This window comes from Streptomyces sp. NPDC006602 (assembly GCF_042870385.1).
GTDB lineage: Bacteria > Actinomycetota > Actinomycetes > Streptomycetales > Streptomycetaceae > Streptomyces.
The window spans coordinates 81,169-98,713 of sequence record NZ_JBIAHG010000016.1; the positions used below are offsets into that span (position 1 = coordinate 81,169).

18 protein-coding genes are annotated in these 17,545 nt (G+C 71.5%); 7 read left to right on the plus strand and 11 right to left on the minus strand.

Annotation, left to right across the window (positions count from 1 at the left end):
- Positions 1–18 precede the first annotated feature (18 nt).
- Positions 19–1,368 carry a mucin-1 gene (locus ACFYO2_RS31875; protein WP_388355889.1) on the minus strand — a complete coding sequence of 450 codons (1,350 nt, stop codon included), beginning with the start codon at positions 1,366–1,368 and terminating at the stop codon, positions 19–21.
- Positions 1,369–1,549: 181 nt separating this feature from the next.
- On the opposite strand from ACFYO2_RS31875, the gene ACFYO2_RS31880 reads away from it, so the two are divergent.
- Complete coding sequence (locus tag ACFYO2_RS31880) at positions 1,550–2,572, plus strand: LacI family DNA-binding transcriptional regulator (RefSeq protein WP_388355891.1); 1,023 nt, start codon at positions 1,550–1,552, stop codon at positions 2,570–2,572.
- A gap of 85 nt (positions 2,573–2,657) precedes the next feature.
- On the plus strand, positions 2,658–3,998 hold the full coding sequence (locus ACFYO2_RS31885) for an ABC transporter substrate-binding protein (protein WP_388355893.1): 1,341 nt from the start codon (positions 2,658–2,660) through the stop codon (positions 3,996–3,998).
- Between the two features lie 124 nt (positions 3,999–4,122).
- On the opposite strand, the gene ACFYO2_RS31890 is transcribed toward ACFYO2_RS31885, so the two are convergent.
- The 4 genes from ACFYO2_RS31890 to ACFYO2_RS31905 all read right to left on the minus strand — a co-directional run bounded on the left by ACFYO2_RS31890 (position 4,123) and on the right by ACFYO2_RS31905 (position 6,457).
- Positions 4,123–4,455 (minus strand): DUF202 domain-containing protein, encoded by a 333-nt coding sequence (locus tag ACFYO2_RS31890; protein ID WP_388355895.1) that lies wholly within the window; start codon positions 4,453–4,455, stop codon positions 4,123–4,125.
- Positions 4,452–4,844 (minus strand): YidH family protein, encoded by a 393-nt coding sequence (locus tag ACFYO2_RS31895; protein ID WP_388355897.1) that lies wholly within the window; start codon positions 4,842–4,844, stop codon positions 4,452–4,454. Before ACFYO2_RS31895 ends, ACFYO2_RS31890 begins: the two co-directional genes overlap by 4 nt.
- Positions 4,845–4,994: 150 nt before the next feature.
- On the minus strand, positions 4,995–5,510 hold the full coding sequence (locus tag ACFYO2_RS31900; RefSeq protein ID WP_388355899.1) for an NUDIX hydrolase: 516 nt from the start codon (positions 5,508–5,510) through the stop codon (positions 4,995–4,997).
- A gap of 59 nt (positions 5,511–5,569) precedes the next feature.
- Positions 5,570–6,457 carry a DMT family transporter gene (locus ACFYO2_RS31905; RefSeq protein WP_388355900.1) on the minus strand — a complete coding sequence of 296 codons (888 nt, stop codon included), beginning with the start codon at positions 6,455–6,457 and terminating at the stop codon, positions 5,570–5,572.
- A gap of 425 nt (positions 6,458–6,882) precedes the next feature.
- Here ACFYO2_RS31905 and ACFYO2_RS31910 point away from each other — a divergent pair, with 425 nt between their 5' ends.
- The 4 genes from ACFYO2_RS31910 to ACFYO2_RS31925 all read left to right on the plus strand — a co-directional run bounded on the left by ACFYO2_RS31910 (position 6,883) and on the right by ACFYO2_RS31925 (position 11,011).
- On the plus strand, positions 6,883–7,836 hold the full coding sequence (locus tag ACFYO2_RS31910) for a hypothetical protein (protein ID WP_388355902.1): 954 nt from the start codon (positions 6,883–6,885) through the stop codon (positions 7,834–7,836).
- Between the two features lie 34 nt (positions 7,837–7,870).
- Positions 7,871–9,409: an APC family permease gene (locus ACFYO2_RS31915; RefSeq protein WP_388355904.1), complete on the plus strand. Its 1,539-nt coding sequence runs from the start codon at positions 7,871–7,873 to the stop codon at positions 9,407–9,409.
- A 158-nt stretch (positions 9,410–9,567) separates the two neighbouring features.
- Positions 9,568–10,335: a molybdopterin-dependent oxidoreductase gene (locus tag ACFYO2_RS31920; RefSeq protein ID WP_388355906.1), complete on the plus strand. Its 768-nt coding sequence runs from the start codon at positions 9,568–9,570 to the stop codon at positions 10,333–10,335.
- Complete coding sequence (locus tag ACFYO2_RS31925) at positions 10,319–11,011, plus strand: cytochrome b/b6 domain-containing protein (RefSeq protein ID WP_388355908.1); 693 nt, start codon at positions 10,319–10,321, stop codon at positions 11,009–11,011. The genes ACFYO2_RS31920 and ACFYO2_RS31925 overlap by 17 nt, the downstream gene beginning before the upstream one ends.
- A gap of 35 nt (positions 11,012–11,046) precedes the next feature.
- Here ACFYO2_RS31925 and ACFYO2_RS31930 read toward each other — a convergent pair whose 3' ends face one another.
- Genes ACFYO2_RS31930 through ACFYO2_RS31945 form a run of 4 tightly spaced genes read right to left on the minus strand, consistent with a single transcriptional unit; the run spans position 11,047 to position 14,845 of the window.
- A complete protein-coding gene (locus ACFYO2_RS31930; protein ID WP_388355909.1) occupies positions 11,047–12,072 on the minus strand; it encodes an L-idonate 5-dehydrogenase in 1,026 nt (341 codons plus the stop codon).
- A gap of 17 nt (positions 12,073–12,089) precedes the next feature.
- Positions 12,090–12,848, minus strand: coding sequence for an SDR family oxidoreductase (locus ACFYO2_RS31935; RefSeq protein ID WP_388355911.1), 759 nt, complete (start codon positions 12,846–12,848; stop codon positions 12,090–12,092).
- Positions 12,849–12,858: 10 nt separating this feature from the next.
- Positions 12,859–14,256: a GntP family permease gene (locus ACFYO2_RS31940; RefSeq protein WP_388355913.1), complete on the minus strand. Its 1,398-nt coding sequence runs from the start codon at positions 14,254–14,256 to the stop codon at positions 12,859–12,861.
- 55 nt (positions 14,257–14,311) lie between these two features.
- Positions 14,312–14,845: a gluconokinase gene (locus ACFYO2_RS31945; RefSeq protein ID WP_388355915.1), complete on the minus strand. Its 534-nt coding sequence runs from the start codon at positions 14,843–14,845 to the stop codon at positions 14,312–14,314.
- 143 nt (positions 14,846–14,988) lie between these two features.
- Here ACFYO2_RS31945 and ACFYO2_RS31950 point away from each other — a divergent pair, with 143 nt between their 5' ends.
- A complete protein-coding gene (locus ACFYO2_RS31950) occupies positions 14,989–15,690 on the plus strand; it encodes a FadR/GntR family transcriptional regulator (protein ID WP_388355917.1) in 702 nt (233 codons plus the stop codon).
- A gap of 10 nt (positions 15,691–15,700) precedes the next feature.
- On the opposite strand, the gene ACFYO2_RS31955 is transcribed toward ACFYO2_RS31950, so the two are convergent.
- Positions 15,701–16,126 (minus strand): YchJ family protein, encoded by a 426-nt coding sequence (locus ACFYO2_RS31955; protein WP_388355919.1) that lies wholly within the window; start codon positions 16,124–16,126, stop codon positions 15,701–15,703.
- A gap of 4 nt (positions 16,127–16,130) precedes the next feature.
- The gene (locus ACFYO2_RS31960) at positions 16,131–17,474 is read right to left on the minus strand and encodes a M1 family metallopeptidase (protein ID WP_388355921.1); all 1,344 of its coding nucleotides are present in this window, start codon (positions 17,472–17,474) and stop codon (positions 16,131–16,133) included.
- Between the last annotated feature and the right edge of the window lie 71 nt (positions 17,475–17,545).

Sequence of the window (17,545 nt, forward strand, 5' to 3'; positions counted from 1 at the left end):
TCCGGAGGGGAGTTCGGGTCAGCGCGGTGACGGGCCGGGCCAGATGGCGGAGGCATCGTCGCGGTGCGGGTCGGGCAGCCGGACCGGGCGGACCGGCACGGTCTGTTCGCTTCCTTCGGTGACGGCCGTCCATGAGGCGGGGTGTCCCGAGTAGCACAGGGTGGTGAGGGCGAAGAGGTTGTCGGCGTAGACCTCGACGTATTCGCCGATGGTGAGGATGCGCAGGGTGGTGGCGGGTTCGGTCAGGATGGTTTCGCCGAGCGGGATTCCGTCCGGGCCCGTGATCCAGAGGTTCTTGCCGTCGCAGCCGACGGCGAGGGCGGCATGGTCGCCGCCCGGGACGTCGGTGCGCAGGGTGATGTCGACCGGCCCGGATATGCCGATGTCGCCGACCGCGTGCAGGGCGGGGCGGTCCGTCTCCTCGCCGAGCCAGGCGTTCACACCGGGCCACCATTCCAGACGGGGAGCCGAATCGCCCTCCACCACAAGCGACTTCGGCTGGGCCAGCATGCCGCGGCAGCGCTCCCCGGTGTCGGTGAGGCCGACCCGGCGGGGGGTGGTGTGCAGCACGACGCGGGAGCCGTCGGGCGCGGGGATCACGCGTGGAGCGTAGGCGCCGGTGGGTCCGAGCGGGCCGCGGCGGGTCCAGGGCCCGCGCAGGCTCGGGGCGGTCCATGCTTCGAAGCCTCGGGTGGCGCCGATGGAGCCGAGGAGCAGCCAGCTGCCGTCGTCGAGGCGTTCCAGGACCGGGCACTCCAGCTCGTCGACGTCGCCGGGTGAGATGAGCGGAGGGTGGACGGTCCAGTGCTCCAGGTCGTCGGAGGTGGCCCAGGCTACGCAGCCGCTGATCTCCACCGGGAGGGAGGCGTCGCTGGCGCAGACGACCATGACCCAGCCGTCCGACTCGTCATCGCGTACGACGAACGGGTCGCGCCAGCCCATGCGTTCACCGGTGCGGTACCAGCTCGGGTCCGCCTCGGCCACCGGCCCGCTGCCGTGGCGCCGCCAGCCCGTGCCGTCCGTGCGGTCGGAGTACGCCAGTCCGACCGACTGGAGCGGCCAGCCATCCGGCGTGAGGCCGGAGACGCCCGTGTAGAACATCGCCATTCCGTCGCCGTGCCGGATGGGGTGCATCGTCCACACCGCCTGCTGGTCGAAGCGGCCGGGCAGGCCGTTGCCGAAGGCGGTGCCCTGGGGCTGCCAGCCGACCAGGTCGGTTGAGGTGGCCCGGCCGTAGGAGGTCTCCATCCGCAGATGGTCGAACTCCGGTGTCCAGGGACCCTGCAGATGCAGTACCGCGTACCTGCCGGCCTCGTCGCGCAGCAGGGCGAAGTCGTTCACGCAGAGGCCGGGTGGGGCGTATCGCATGCACAGTTCCTGTCGGCTCCGCAGCGCCCAAACGTGTGCGCTGACGCGTGATAACGAAGAGGTCAACTGAAGGTCGGCCCAAGTAAATATGAACGCAAACGCTTGCGCAACAAGGTGGGCGGGTTTACGGTCACGTCACCCACAGATCACACCGACGTGAAATCAACGGGAGGTTGCCGCCGTGACGGCCAGCATCACCGATGTCGCCCGCGCCGCCGGAGTCTCGGCGTCCACGGTGTCCCGCGCGCTGCGCGGCCGGCCGGGGGTGTCGGAGGAGGTACGGGCACAGATCACGGCCCTCGCCGCCCAACTCGGCTACACCGCCTCCCGCTCCGCCTCCAGCCTGGCGAGCGGGCGCACCTTCACCATCGGCGTCCTGGTCCCCTATGTGGGCCGCTGGTTCTTCGGCACCGTGCTGGACGCCGCCGAGCAGGTGTTCAGCGCCGCCGGGTACGACGTGCTGCTGTACAACCTGGGCTCGCCGGAGACACGCAAGCGTTTCTTCACCAGGCTGCCGGTCCGCAAGCGGGTGGACGCTGTGCTGTCGCTGCTCATCCCCGACGAGGAGGAGTCGGCCGCACTGCGCTCACTGAGGGTGCCGCTGGCCACCACGGTCGGCGGCACCCGGCCCGGCTTCACCGTCGTCGGCATCGACGACCGGGCCGGCGCCGAAAGCGCCGTACGGCATCTGGTGAACCTCGGCCACCGCCGCATCGGCATGATCAGCGGAACCAGCGGCCCGCTGCACTGGACCACCCCCATCGAGCGGCGCAACGCCTACCTGGACGTGCTGGCCGACGCCGGGATCGAGCACGATGCGGCCCTGGAGGCGGACGGCGACTACACCGTCGAGGGCGGCGAGCGGGCCATGACCGAACTGCTGGCCGTCTCCCGTCCGCCGACCGCCGTGTTCGCGCAGTCCGACGAGATGGCGATGGGCGCCCTGCGCGCCCTGCGCAGGCACCGGCTGAAGGTGCCGGAAGACGTGTCCGTCGTCGGCTTCGACAACCACGAACTCGCCGACGTGGTCGGCCTGACCACCGTCGCCCAGCCGGTCGCCGAGCAGGGCGCCGAGGCAGCCCGGCTGCTGCTGCGTCAGCTGGACGAGCCCGACGCCGAACCGCCCGCCGAGCAGGTGCAGATGCCCATCCGCCTCGTGCTGCGCGAGACCACCGCCCCGCCGCGCCCGCGCGGACCGCAGTAACTCCCTGAGCCCCACACCCCTACGCCCGCGAAGCACCTCAGCACCTCAGCACGTCGAACCCTCACCAAAGCACGGAGGCACAGCCATGAGCTCGACCAGCAGAAGGTACCGCCGCACGGCCCGTACGGGCCTGGCCCTCGTCCCCCTGGTGGCGCTGGCCGCCTGCGGCTCGGGCGGCGGTAACGATGCCTCCGCAGAGGCCGGGAGCGGCAAGGGCACCATCAGTGTCTGGGCCCACCAGGGTCAGAAGAACGAGGTCAGTGCGCTGCAGAACGCGGTGAAGTCCTTCAACTCCTCACAGGGCAAGATCAAGGTCGACCTGAAGCTGATACCCGACGCCGACTACACCAAGACCATCACCGCCACCAGCGCCTCCGAGTTGCCGGACGTGATGGAGTTCGACGGCCCGACCATGGCGAACTTCGTCTACAACAAGAAGCTCGCCCCGATCGACACGTACGTCTCCGCCAAGACCTTGGACAACGCCACCGACGCGAGCAAGGCGCAGGGCGAGATCGACGGCAAGCACTACGGCCTGGGCATGTTCGACTCGGGTCTCGGGATCTACGGCAACAAGAAGCTGCTGGAGGCGGCCGGGGTGAAGTACCCGACCAGCCTGGCCGACGACTGGACCGCTGAGGAGTTCACCGCCGCGCTCAAGACGCTGAAGGCCAAGGACTCCGACGGCAAGACCCTCGACCTCCAGGAGAGCGGCGGCTATGCCAACGAGTGGGGCACCTACGGCTTCGCCCCGATCGTCTGGTCCGCCGGCGGCTCCCTCCTCAAGGACGGCAAGGCGGAAGGCGCCCTCGACACCCCGGCCGTGGTCTCGGCCCTGAAGACCTTCCAGTCCTGGAAGACCTACGTCGACCCCAACACCGACGGAAACGCCTTCGCCAAGGGCCGCGTCGCCCTGAGCTGGGTCGGCCACTGGATGTACCCGGCCTACAGCGAAGCGCTCGGCGACGACCTCGTCGTGCTGCCGCTGCCCGACTTCGGCAACGGCCCCAAAACCGGCCAGGGCTCATGGGCCTGGGGCATCGGCGCCGACACCAAGAACGCCAAGGCAGCCGGCACGTTCCTGGACGCCCTCCTGGACGACACCAACGTCACCGCCATGACGACGGCCAACGGGGCAGTGCCCGCCACCAAGACCGCACTCGCCAAGAGCAGCCTCTACAAGCAGGGCGGCCCGCTCCAGCTCTACGCCGACCAGCTCGCCAAGCCCTGCGGCGACAGCGACATCACCAAGTCCTGCGTCGCCGTCACCCGCCCGGTGACCGCCGGATACCCCACCGTCACCGCGAAGTTCAGCGAGGCTCTGAACTCCATCTACGGCGGCGCCGACCCCAAGAGCGCCCTGGAGAAGGCCGCCCGCGCCATCGACCAGGACTTCTCCGACAACGCCGGCTACCAGATCCCGTAGGACCCATCGGCCGGGGGGGGGGGGGGGGGGGGCCGGCCCCCCCCCCCCCCCCCCCCCCCCCCCCCCCCCCCCCCCCCCGGCCCCGCCCCCCCCACAACCGCAGGCGCAACATGCACCCCCACCGCTAGAAGACCAGCGCCGCCGCGCACACCGCGAGCCCCACCGTGAGCAGCGCCCCCGCCGTCGCATGCCGGGGATCGAGCGCCCGAGGGCTGCTCGTGGCCGCCAGGGCACGGATGCGGCGGTGGGCGACCAGCAGAAAGGCCAGCCACAGGACGCAGCACAGGGCGCCGACGACGATCCCGGACGCCGAGACCCCACCGTGCAGCGTGGTCTTCATGGCGAGGATGGCGGCGGCAGTGCTGGACAGGGTCGTACGCCGCCAGGCCAGCCGGGTCCGCTCCGGCTGCAGCCCTGGGTCCCGGTCCAAGGCATCCTGGGCGGCCGTCCCGCTCACCCCTCCCACCCGACGAGCACCACGACGACCATCGCGACGGCCACGACCGCGACCGCGAGGCTCAGCAACGCCGGGAACCGGGACACCGGCAGGTCCTCGCCCCGACGCATGGCCCGCTCGCAGCGCACCCAGTGGTTGACCGCCCGCAGCGAGCACAGCACGCCCGCGGCGAGCAGCGCGAGCGCGAGCCCGACCCGCCAGCCCCAGCGCAGATCCGGCAGGAACTGGTCCACGGCGAAGCCGCCGCCGATCAGCGCGAGCGCGGTGCGCAGCCAGGCCAGGAAGGTGCGCTCGTTCGCCAGCGAGAAGCGGTAGTCCGGGGTGACGCCCTCCTGCCGGATCTCCCGGGGGTCGAACCACAGCCGGACGGTGCGTGCGAAACCGATCACGTGCAGGACCCTACCGGGGCACGTTGTCAGTGCCGCCCGCCGGAGCCCGGGACATGGATGTCGCTCCCGGCATCGAATCGGCTCACGGCCTCACTCGGCTCACGGCCCCACTCGGCTCACGGCCCCACTCGGCTCACCGGCTCACGAGGCTCACCGCCTCAGCCGGTAGGCCCGCAGCCGCTCGTACGCGTCCATCCCGTCCGGCACCCACTCCCACTCCGTCAGCCGCCGCAGGACCTCGTCCTCCGGCAGGAAGTCGTGCCATGCCACCTCGTCGGCCTGCGGGCTGACCGGCAGGTCGCAGCGGACCTTGTACACGGAGGACCACCAGGTCCGGCCGGCGCCGTCGTCGTAGAGGAACTTGAAGAGGTACTCGGGGCGCGGGAGTCCGCTCACGCCCAGTTCCTCCTCGGCCTCGCGCAGGGCGGCCTCGTCGTAGGACTCGCCCGCGCCGACCACTCCGCCGACGAACATGTCGTACAACGAGGGAAAGACCAGCTTGGTAGGCGTGCGGCGGTGTACGAAGATCCGGCCTTCGCCGTCCCGGGCCTGGATGAAGACGCACCGGTGGCGCAGGCCCTCGGCGTACGCCTCGCCGCGCGGGGACTGCCCGATGACGTTGTCGTTCTCGTCGACGATGTCGAGGATCTCGTCAGCAGCGCTCATGGCCCTATCCAAGCAGGGGCGGCAGGAAGGCCGAGCAGGGGCGGAAGAAGGCCGGCCCGTCAGTTCGGCTGAAGGTTCCGCGCCCGCTCGGTCTGCGTGCACGGCATCGCCGGATGCATACCGAGGAGCACGATGCCCACGACGATCGCCGCGAGCCCCGCGGCCTCCGAGGCCAGCGCGCCCGTGTCGGTGCGCAGCCGGTCGCCGAGGAAGCCGACCCCGCAGATGATCCCGGCCAGCGGCTGGGCGGCGGTCAGGGCGGGCAGCGACATCCGCAGGGGAGCGGTCTCGAAGGCGCTCTGCACGAGGATGAGGCCGGTGACACCGAGCACCAGCACGCCGTACGGCTGCCAGCCGGTCAGCAGCTCCAGGAGGCCGCCCTCGGAGAAGCGTTGGCCGCTCACCCGGGTCAGCGCGTCCTGGACGCCGTACAGCAGACCGGCGGCCAGCGCGAGCAGGACCGGGCCGGAGCTCAGCCGGGAGCGCTTTGCGTACGTCGTGAACAGCAGGGCGAGGCCGACCATCACGCCGATGATCAGCCAGTGGCGCAGGGGGTCGGTGACCGCGCTGCCGCCGCGCGGCTCGCCCGCCACGATGAACGCGGTCACTCCGCCGGCGAGCAACAGGAGACCCGCCCAGCCCTGGCGGCCCAGTGGCTGCTTGCTCTGCTTGCGGGACAGGGCGAGAGCGAACAGCAGGTTGGTGGCGAGGAGGGGCTCCACCAGGGAGATCTCGCCCTGGCCCAGCGCGATCGCGCCCAGGACCATGCCGGCCACCATCAGCCCGATGCCGCCGAGCCAGCGCGGCACCTTCATCAGGTCGAGCAGCAGGCGGGGGGAGAGGAAGTCGCTCAGAGGGGCCTGGCGGGCGGCGTTCTGCTGGAGCACGAACCCGAAGCCCAGACAGCAGGCCGCACTCACGGCGAGAACAAGAACCAGAACCGACACGCTGCGTACCTCGATCATCCGGCGGGGCCACGGGGTGCGTAGGCGCCGACTGTAGCGAACCAGGGCCCGCCGTGCCCCTGCGAGTGCCCGAGAACCGGGCGGTTGACTCGATCCCGCTGCCCCGGTCGACCGGGGGGTGCGTGACCGTCCCGCCAGGGTGCGGGGCGACGGCGGGTCGGCGCCATGGCGTAGGCCACACACAGAACCGGCAATTCATGTTCGGCGCTCCTGGCAGGATCACAAGTCCCTTGCCGGTCACGGAAGTTGACGCGTGTAACGCCCGTATCCCCCTTGACGGAAAGCGTTGGCTCAGGCTTGACTTTGCGTAATCGGCTGATGGCAAGCCGAAACGCCCAGACCAGAAGGCCGGCCCCGCGTCGGCCGCATACCGACGCCGAGTCGCGTCGCGTGAGGAAGTCCCCGCGGTGTCCCCACCCCCGCCACCCCTCGGGCGCAGTCGCAGACGCGCCGCCGCTCAGGCTCTCGACGCGGCCCTCGACGACACGGAACTCGTCGCCGCGCGGGCCGCCCTGGCGCAGGGCCGGTGGCAGGCCGCCCGTGCGCTGCTCGCTCGGACGGGGGACGACTGGGACCGGCGGGGGCACCGGGTGACGGTCCTCGCCCTGGAGCCCTACAGCGCCGCGTGGGCCGATGACTGGCTGCTCGCCGAGCCGGACTCCGTCGACGCGGCCGTGCTGCTCGCCCTCGCCCGGGTCCGGCGAGCCCTGCGGGGCAAGGAGGAACCGGCCGCCGCCCGCGAGGCATGCCGGACCGCCGCCGCCCTCGCGCCCGCCGACCCGACCCCCTGGCTCGGCCTGCTCATGCTGGAGAGGGACCTGGGTGCCCACGAGGAGGCCGCCCGGCTCTTCGGCGAGGTCCGGGCGCGGCACGCCGACCACCACCACGCCCACCACCTGATGGTCGCCCGCCTCGCCGAGAGCCGCTCCGACGCGGGTCTCGACCCCCTGCACGCGGTGTACGACTTCGCCCACTGGGCCGCCGAGCAGGCCCCCGCCGACTCCCCGCTCGCGATCCTCCCGGTCGTCGCGCACGCCGAGCGCTACCGCGTGCTGGCCGCAGCCGGGCACGAGCCGCCCGACCCGGCCGCCTCCGGCCACTGGAGCGGACGCCGGGCCCGGCAGGTGATGAAGGCCGCCTTCGACTGGTGGCTGGAGTGGGAGCACGAGGGCCATCCCCGCCGACTGGTCGACCTCAACTTCCTCGCCCACGCCAAGGTCTGCGAGGGCCGGGGCGCCGAGGCCGCCGCCCTCTTCCACCGCATCGGCGAACACGCGACGCCGGCACCGTGGTCGTACCCGGACCGCGACCCCTACTCCGCCTTCCGTGCCGCCCGCGCCGGCGCGCTCGGCGCGGCGTAACCCCGTTTCATTCCCGGAAAAGGACGGTCACTCCATGACGACGGACAGCTCGAGCACGAGCAGGACCACCGACGGCATCAGTACCTTCAAGGGGCAGGAGCGCGCCCTGCGCTCCGACCGCCTGGGCACCGGCGGCCTGCTGCTCTCCGTGCTCGCCGCGACCGCCCCCCTCATGGTCGTCGCGGGTGTCATGCCCACCACATTCGCGGTGATGGGCATCGTCGGACAGCCGCTGCTCTTCGTCGTCCTCGGCGCCGTCCTGGTCCTCTTCGGCATCGGCTACGCGGAGATGAGCCGCCACGTCCACAACGCGGGCGCCTTCTACGCGTACATCTCCCGCGGGCTCGGCGGCACTGCAGGCGCGGGCGCCGCCCTGGTCGCCCTCGTCGCCTACAGCGCGCTCCAGGTCGGCATCTACGGCATCTTCGGCTTCGAGGTCTCCGGGCTGTTCGCCACCTACGCCGACCTGGAGGTCGCCTGGTGGATACCGGCGCTGGCGGCCGCCCTGGTCGTCGGCGTGCTGGGACGGCTGAAGATCGACGTCAACGCGCGCGTGCTCGGCGTCCTGCTGGTCGTCGAGGTCGCCCTGGTCGTCATCTTCGACATCGCGGCCGTCGCGGACCCCGGCCCCCAGGGCCTCTCGCTGCACGCCTTCAACCCGGACACGCTCACCGGCGCGGGCCTCGGCACCGCGCTGTGCTTCTGCATCGCCGCCTTTCTCGGCTTCGAGCAGGCGCCCGTGTACGCCGAGGAGACCAGCCGCCCGCACATCCTGGTGCCGCGCGTGATGTTCCTGGCGGTCGGCGGGGTCGCCGTCTTCTTCGCGCTCAGCAGCTGGGCCCTCACCGTCGCCGCCGGGCCCTCGGCGATCGTCGGCCAGGCGCAGCAGCAGAGCGCCGGACTGCTCTTCTCCCTCACCGAGTCCCGGCTCGGCACCACCTTCACGGACGTCCTGCACGTCCTGTTCGTGACCGGCATGTTCGCGGCCCTGCTCAGCTTCCACAACGTCGTCGCCCGCTACGCCTTCGCCATGGGCCGTGAGGGCCTGCTGCCCGCGGCCTTCGGCCGTACGACGGGCACGAGCGGGGCCCCCGGCACCGGCTCCCTGCTCCAGACGGCCGTGTCGGTGCTGGTCGTGGCCGCCTTCGCGGTCGCCGACGACAAGCCGGCCGGCGACCCCACCGCCCCCGTCCTGCACCTGTTCACCTGGTGCGGCAACATCGGCGCGCTCGGCGTGATCGTGCTGATGGCGGCGGCCTCGCTCTCGGTCGTCGTCTTCTTCGCCCGCCGTGGCGCCGCGGGAGCCCAGGCCTGGCGCCTGGTCACGTCGGCCGTCGCGGGCATCGCCCTCCTGGTGATCGCCGGCTACACGGTCAAGGACTTCGACGTCCTGGTCGGCGCCGGCCCCGGCTCGGCCCTGAGCTGGGCACTGCCTGGCATCATCGGCCTCGCCCTGGTGATCGGCCTGGCCCAGGGCCTGGTCCTGCGCTCCAGCGCACCCGAGGCGCACGCCCGCATCGGTCTCGGCAACGAGGCGTTCCAGCTGGAGAAGGCGGCCGAGAAGGCGCCGTAACCACGGTCGTCACCACCGGAGACCCGGTCGTCACCACCTGGGACCCCAGGGATTCTCGGTCATCACCGACTGGGATCCACGGAAGAAGTGATTACGGAACCCTGACGAGCACCCGCGACCCCTGGCCGCCCCCGGGTCGCGGGTGTTCGAATGAACCCGTGAACTCCGAACAGCCCGAGGAACCGAGCGAAACGGCCGAAACGGGCACGGGCCGGCCCGAGCCCCCCGGCACCCCCATCGGCCGCCGCGTCCTCCTCGGCACCCTCGGCCTGGGCGCGCTCGGCGTCGTCGCCGCGCCCACCCTGCAACGCGGCCTGGAGGCCTTCCTCGGCAACGCGGCCGACAAGGACCCCACCGGACTGACCGGCCTGCTCCCGAACGGCGGTGGCTTCCGCTACTACTCGGTCACCTCCTCGGTGCCCCACAAGAACGCCGAGAACTACCGCCTCACCATCGACGGCCTGGTCGACCGCCCGAAGACCTACACGCTGTCCGACCTCCGAGCCCTGCCCCAGACCCGGATGGTCAAGGACGTCCAGTGCGTCACCGGTTGGCGGGTCCCCGACACCCCCTTCGAGGGGGTACGCCTGTCCCGGCTCCTGGACGCCGCGGGAGTGCGCCCCTCGGCCGGGGCGGTGCGGTTCACCTGCTTCGACGGGGCCTACAGCGAGAGCCTCACGCTCGAACAGGCCCGCCGCGCGGACGTCCTGGTCGCCCTGCGCATGCAGGACAAGGACCTCGGCCATTCCCACGGCGGTCCGGTCCGCCTCTACGTGGCCCCCATGTACTTCTACAAGTCCGCCAAGTGGCTCTCCGGCATCACCGTCACCGAGGACGTGAAGCCCGGTTACTGGGAGGACCGGGGCTACGACATCGACGCCTGGGTGGGCCGTTCGAACGGGCGGGACGATGCCCCCACGAGCTGACGCCGACACCCCGGTGACCACGCGGATCCGCCGCTTCACCCGCGCCGAACGGTGGGTGCACCGCACGACGGCCGTCCTGATGAGCGTGTGCGTGGTCACGGCCGCCTGCCTCTACGTTCCCCAGCTCGCCGAGCTCGTCGGCCGCCGCGAGCTGGTCGTCCGCGTCCACGAGTGGGCCGGCCTCGCCCTGCCGGTGCCGGTCCTGGCGGGCCTCGCCTCCCGCGCGTTCCGCGCCGACCTGCGCTTCCTCAACCGCTTCGGCCCGCACGACCGTGTCTGGCTGCGCGCCGCCCTCCGCCGTGACAAGCGGCGCGCGTCCCGCCCGGCGGGCAAGTTCAACGCCGGCCAGAAGGTCTACGCGGCCTGGATCGCCGGCGCGACCCTGGTCATGGTCGGCACCGGTCTGATCATGTGGTTCACCCACCTCGCCCCGCTGATGTGGCGCACCAGCGCGACCTTCGTCCACGACTGGCTGGCACTGACCATCGGCATCGTCCTCGCCGGGCACATCGGGATGGCTCTGGGCGACCCGGAGGCGCGGCGGGGGATGCGGACAGGGGCGGTGGACCGGGACTGGGCGGAGCGGGAACATCCCCTCTGGCGCCCTGCCCCGGACGCGGCTCACCCGACCGACCCGGCCAGGGACACTCCCTCGCCCGGTGAGCGCGCACGCTGACCTGCTCACCCGCACCGGCAGTGGCCCAAGGGTGCTCAAGAGGCGAAGTCGAGCAGCACCTTGCAGGACCGCCCCCGGTCCGCGGCCAGCGCGAAGGCATCCTCGGCCTTGGCCACCGGCACGACCGAGCTGACCAGGGCGTCGAACGCGGGCTCGGCGGCGAGCAGGTGCAGTGCCTCGTCGAACTCGCCGTCGAAGCGGAACGCGCCCCGCAGCTCGATCTCCCGGCTCACCACCAGGTTCCCCGCGAACGGACTCGGCCCCGGCGGCAGCATCCCGAGCTGCACGACGACCCCGCCCCGCCGCACCAGCCGCAGACAGGTGTCGAGACCCGCGGCCACCCCGGACGCCTCCAGGGCCGTGTCGACCTCGGCCGGCCACCCGGGATCGGACGGATCGTCCGCCCGTACGACGGTGTCGGCGCCGGCCGCCGTGGCGTACCGCAGCGCCGCCGGAAGGAGGTCCGTCGCCGTCACCCGCGCCGCACCGGCGGCCTTCGCCGCCGCGACCACGAGGCACCCGATGGGCCCCGCCCCGGTGACCAGGACGTGGCGTCCGCGCACGTCCCCGGCCCGCCGCACCGCGTGCAGCGCCACCGAGAGCGGCTCGGCGAGCGCCGCCCGACGCAGGCCCAGCCCGGTCGGCAGCGGCCTCAACTGCTCGGCCGGGACGACCACTCGGGCGGCGAAACCGCCCTGGACATGCGGGAAGCGGGCCGCGCTGCCGAGATAGCGGGTGTCGCGGCAGACGTTCCGGCGCTGCTCGGCACACTCCGGGCACACCCCGCAGGGAGTCGCCGGGTGGACGGCAACGTCCGTACCGGCAGCGGGGCCTGACGCACCGTCGCTGTACGACACCACGGTCCCGACCACCTCGTGGCCGAGCAGCATCGGCTCCTTGAGCCGGAAGTCCCCGACGCCGCCGTGCCGCCAGTAGTGCAGATCGGACCCGCACACCCCGCCGTACCGCACGGCCACCAGTGCCTGCCCGGGCCCGGGGACCGGCGCCGCCAACTCCTCGACCCGCAGGTCACCCTGGCCGTGGATCACACAACCCAGCATCACACTCTCCCCGCGGGTCACAGCACGCTCGTCATGCCGCCGTCGACATACAGCACCTGTCCGCCGACGAAGTCCGCGGCGGGTGAGGCGAGAAACAGCACCCCGCCCACCAGGTCCTCCGTACGGCCCCAGCGGCCGGCCGGGGTGCGTCGCCGCACCCACGCGCTGAACTCCTCGTCCTCGACGAGGGGCCTGGTCAGCTCGGTCTCGATGTAGCCGGGACCGAGGCCGTTGACCTGGACGCCGTACGGCCCCCAGTCCGCGCACATGCCCTTGGTGAGCATCTTCAGCGCGCCCTTGGTGGCGGCGTAGGGCGCGATGCCGGGCCGGGCCACCTCGCTCTGCAGCGAGCAGATGTTGATGATCTTGCCGTGGCCGCGTTCCGTCATCCGGCGGGCGGCTTCCCGGCCGACCAGGAACGCGCTGGTCAGGTTGGTGTCCAGGATCCGATGCCAGTCCGAGTCGGTGAATTCCAGCAGCGGGGCGCGCAGTTGCATGCCCGCGTTGTTGACCAGGATGTCGAGCGGTCCGACCCGTTCCTCCACGTCGGCCATGCCGCCCGCCACCGACTGCCCGTCGGTGACGTCGAACACGGCGGTGTGGACGTCACCGGGCAGCTCCGCGGCGGCCTTGGCGAGCCGGTCGCCGTCCCGCCCGTTGAGGACGACCCTGCAGCCCGCCTGAGCGAGGCCGCGGGCCAGCGCGAGGCCGATGCCCCGGCTGGAGCCGGTGACCAGGGCGGTCCGGCCGCCGATGTCGAACAAGGGGTGACTCATCGCCGTACTCCTAGATGATCAGCGAGAGGAGGAGGACCGTACCGCCCGCGACCACGGAGATGATCGTCTCCATGACGGACCAGGTCTTGAGGGTCTGGCCGACGGTCAGTCCGAAGTACTCCTTCACCAGCCAGAATCCGGCGTCGTTGACATGGCTGAAGAAGAGCGAGCCGGCGCCGATGGCCAGGACGAGCAGGGCCGTGTGGGTCGTCGACATGTCGGCGGCGAGCGGGGCGACCAGGCCGGCCGCCGAGATCGTCGCCACGGTCGCCGAGCCGGTCGCCAGCCGGATCGCGACCGCGATCAGCCAGGCCAGCAGCAGGGCCGGGATCGACCAGTCCTTGGAGATGTCCAGGATCATCTGGCCGACGCCGGAGTCGATCAGTGTCTGCTTGAAGCCGCCGCCCGCACCGACGATCAGCAGGATGCCCGCGATCGGCGCGAGGCCCTTCTCGACGAGCTGGGAGACCCGCTCCTTGGCGAACCCGGCGGGTCGCAGGAGGGTGAAGATGCCCACCAGCACGGCGGCGAGCAGGGCGATCAGCGGGGAGCCGATGACGTCGAAGGTGCGCTGCACGGTGTGCGTCGGGTCGTCGATGACGATGTCGACCAGCGCCTTGGAGAGCATCAGGACGACCGGCAGGAGGATCGTGGCGAGGGTCGCGCCGAAGCCGGGAGTCCGCTCCAGTTCCTCGGAGGCGCGCTGCGGGACCATCCGGTCCGGGGCGGGGACGTCCACCCAGCGGGCCGCGTACTTGGAGAACAGCGGTCCGGCGATGATCACGGTCGGGATGGCGACCAGGACGCCGAGCGCCAGCGTGACACCGAGGTTGGCCTTGACCGCGTCGATCGCGACGAGCGGGCCGGGGTGCGGCGGGACCAGGCCGTGCATCACGGACAGACCGGCGAGCGCCGGGATGCCGATCCGCATCAGCGAGTAGTTGCCGCGCTTGGCGACCATCAGCACGACCGGGATCAGCAGCACCACGCCGACCTCGAAGAACAGCGGCAGCCCGATCACCGAGGCGATCAGGACCATCGCCCACGGCATCGTGCGACCGGTCGCCTTCGCGAGGATCGTGTCGACGATCTGGTCGGCGCCGCCCGAGTCGGCGAGCATCTTGCCGAGGATCGCGCCCAGGGCTATCAGCACGCCCACACCGGCCACGGTCGAGCCGAGTCCGGTGGTGAAGCTGGTGATCACCTTGTCGAGCGGCGCCCCGGCGAACGCGCCGAGCGCCAGTGACCCGATGGTCAGTGACAGGAAGGCGTGGAGCTTGAACCTGGTGATGAGCACGACGATGACGGCGATACCCGCCAGAACGGCGATACCCAGCTGAGCGTGGCCGGCCGAGGTGATCGGCTCGGGTGCGTCCGCTGCCAGCATCTCCACACTGAGTCTGGTCACGGGGGGTTCCCTTGCATGTACGGGGACGGGGGAGGGGTGTTATGGGAAGAAGGTGTTACTGCGCCACGTCGGGAAGGGACGTCTCCGAAAGCGCGTCCAGCGCCACGGCGGCCCGCTCGGTGATCTCCTCCGGGCTGCCGGAGACGTCCACGGCGACTCCCGCCTCGTCCGCCTGGAGCGGCTGGAGCGTGGCGAACTGGGAGTCCAGCAGCGCGGTCGGCATGAAATGACCCTGCCGGTGCCTCATACGGTCCTCGATCAGCGCCCGGTCGCCCGCGAGGTGCACGAACACGACTCCGGGAGCAGCGGCCCTGAGCCGGTCGCGATACGACCGCTTCAGCGCCGAACAGCTGACCACCCCGCCGAGCCCGGCCCGCCCGTGCGCCCAGGTGCCGATGGCGTCGAGCCATGGCCACCGGTCCGCGTCCTCAAGGGGGTTGCCGGCCGACATCTTGTCGATGTTGGCCTGCGGGTGGAAGTCGTCGCCCTCTGCGTACGGGACGCCCAGCCGGGCCGCGAGCAGGGGACCGATCGTGGTCTTGCCCGTGCCGGCGACGCCCATCACCACGACGACGTGAGGGGTACGCATCACTGCCTCGCTGTCTTCCTCGACATCCGACGTCGACATCTGACGTCGGCCACACTGAAACCCATTAGGTACGACGAATTCAAGAGTCTGTGACAAATAAGTCTGACTTTTTCTTCCTGTGACGTGCCCCGTACGCTGAGTGCATGAGCACATCGGGCCGCGGGCTGCACGGCCGCGTACTGGAAACCCTCGGCCCCGCGATCACCGCGGGCGAGTACCCGCCGGGCAGCGTTCTGCGCACCGACGAGCTGGCGCAGAGGTACGACGTCTCACGGTCCGTGATGCGTGAGGCGGTCCGCGTCCTGGAGTCCATGCACCTGGTCGAGTCCCGCCGCCGGGTGGGCGTGACGGTCCGTCCCACGAACGAGTGGAACGTCTACGATCCCCAGGTCATCCGATGGCGCCTGGCCGGCGCCGACCGCCCCCGCCAGCTGCGCTCGCTCACGGTCCTGCGCTCCGCGGTCGAACCGATCGCCGCGGGCCTCGCCGCCAAGTACGCCACGGCCGACCAGTGCGCCGAGCTCACCGAGTGCGCCCTGGGCATGGTGGCCCACTCACGCGGCCACCAGCTGGAGGGCTACCTCGTCCACGACATCGCCTTCCACCGCGTCATTCTCAACGCCTCCGGCAACGAGATGTTCGCCCGCCTCGGCGACGTCGTCGCCGAGGTCCTCGCAGGCCGCACCCACCACGAGGTCATGTTCGAGGACCCCGACCCGGCCGCCGTCACCCTCCACGTCCAGGTCGCCGAAGCGGTCCGCTCGGGCGACGGATCCCGCGCGGAGGCGCTGACCCGGGAGATCACGGTGGGCGCGCTGCAGGAACTGGACATACTGGCGCCGTAGCCCGGGTCCCTTACCGATCGTCGTCGAGGAACTCCCCGTCCACGTACACCCAGGCACCGTCCACCCGCTCGAACCGGCTCCGCTCGTGCAGCGTTCCACCCCGGAACGAGGCGCGGAAGGTCACGGTGCCGGTGGTGTGGAACGCGGACCCGTCGCTGGTGCCGAGGATCTCCAGCCCCGTCCACCGCATCCCGGGATCGAACTCGACCCGCGCGGGCCGCGTCCGCGGATGCCAGGTCCGCAGCAGATACGCCTCGTCCCGCTTCACGAAAGCGCTGTAGCGCGACCGCATGAGGGCCTCTGCGGTGGGCGCGGCGACACCGATGGGGGTCCCCCCGGTCGAGCTTGTTCGAGACTGGGGGAGGTAACGGCCGCAGCACTGGTCGTACGCCTGAGGCAGCCCGCACGGGCAGGAACGCGTGGTCATGCCGGCCATTCTGCTAGACGGCCGCCCGTCGCTCGGGCATGGGCAACGGCGGCAGCGCCGCCCCGTACACCCACGCCTCGAACAGCTCGTCCGGCGGCTCGGCCGCGAAGCGGGCCACGTGCGCGGCGAACGTCGTCGTGCTCACCGCCCCGCCCCGGTGCAGCGAGGCCCATCCGCGCAGCATCCGGAAGAAGTCGGCGTCGCCCATCGCGCACCGCACCGCGTGCAGGGTGAGGCCGCCGCGTTCGTAGAGGCGGTCGTCGAACATCGACTTGCGGCCGGGGTCCGCGAGCCGCAGGTCCTGCGGGAGCGACGACAGCAACCGGTGGGCGGCCGCGGCGAGTTGGTGGGCCGTGCGGCCGCCCGAGCGCTCCGACCACAGCCACTCGGCGTACTTGGCGAACCCCTCGTTCAGCCAGATGTGCCGCCAGTCGGCGATGGACACGCTGTTGCCGAACCACTGGTGGGCCAGCTCGTGCGCGACCAGCCGTTCCGAACCCCGCGCCCCGTCCACGTGGTTGGCGCCGAACAGCGACAACCCCTGTGCCTCGACGGGTACATCGAGTTCCTCCTCGGTCACCACGACCGCGTACTCGTCGAACGGGTACGGCCCGAACAGCTCCTGGAACAGGTCCATCATCCGCGGCTGCCGCGCGAAGTCCCTCGAGAACTCGGCCAGCAGATGCGCCGGGATGTGCCCGTGCTGCGGTACGCCGCCCAGCCCCGGATCGCCCAGCAGCACCGTCTGGTACTTGCCGATCGACAACCCGACCAGATAGCTGGACGTCGGCGCGGCCTGCTCGTACACCCAGGTGGTCGTCGAGGCCTTCGTCGTACGGGTCAGCAGGCGCCCGCCCGCCACCACCGCGTACGCGGACGGCGTGGTGACCGAGATCTGGTACGACGCCTTGTCGGCGGGCCGGTCGTTGCACGGGTACCAGGACGGCGCCCCGACCGGCTGGCTCGCCACCAGCGCCCCGTCCGCCAGCTCCTCCCAGCCGAGCCCGCCCCAGGGACTGGACACCGGCTTGGGGTTGCCCGACCAGTGCACCTCCACTGTGAAGGCGGCCCCGGCGCGGATCGGCTTCGCGGGGCGGACGCGCAGCCGCCCGCCCCGGTGCGTGTAGTGCGTCTGACGGCCGTCCACCCGGACCCGGCCGATCTTGAAGTCGGCGAGATTCAGCACGAACTCCGCGAGCGGCGACCGTCCCGCTATGCCGTTGATCCGGGCCGTCCCGGACAGCCGGTTGGGGCCGGGACGGTAGTCCAGCGCGAGCTCGTAGCGGTGCACCCGGTAACGGGGATCGCCGTTGGCCGGAAAGTACGGGTCCGGACCCACTGCCTGCTGAACGGTCACTGCTGCGTCTGCTCCCTGCGCTGTGCTCGAACGTCGTGCCGGTGCACCGTCGTCGTCAGGCCCCGACCCGA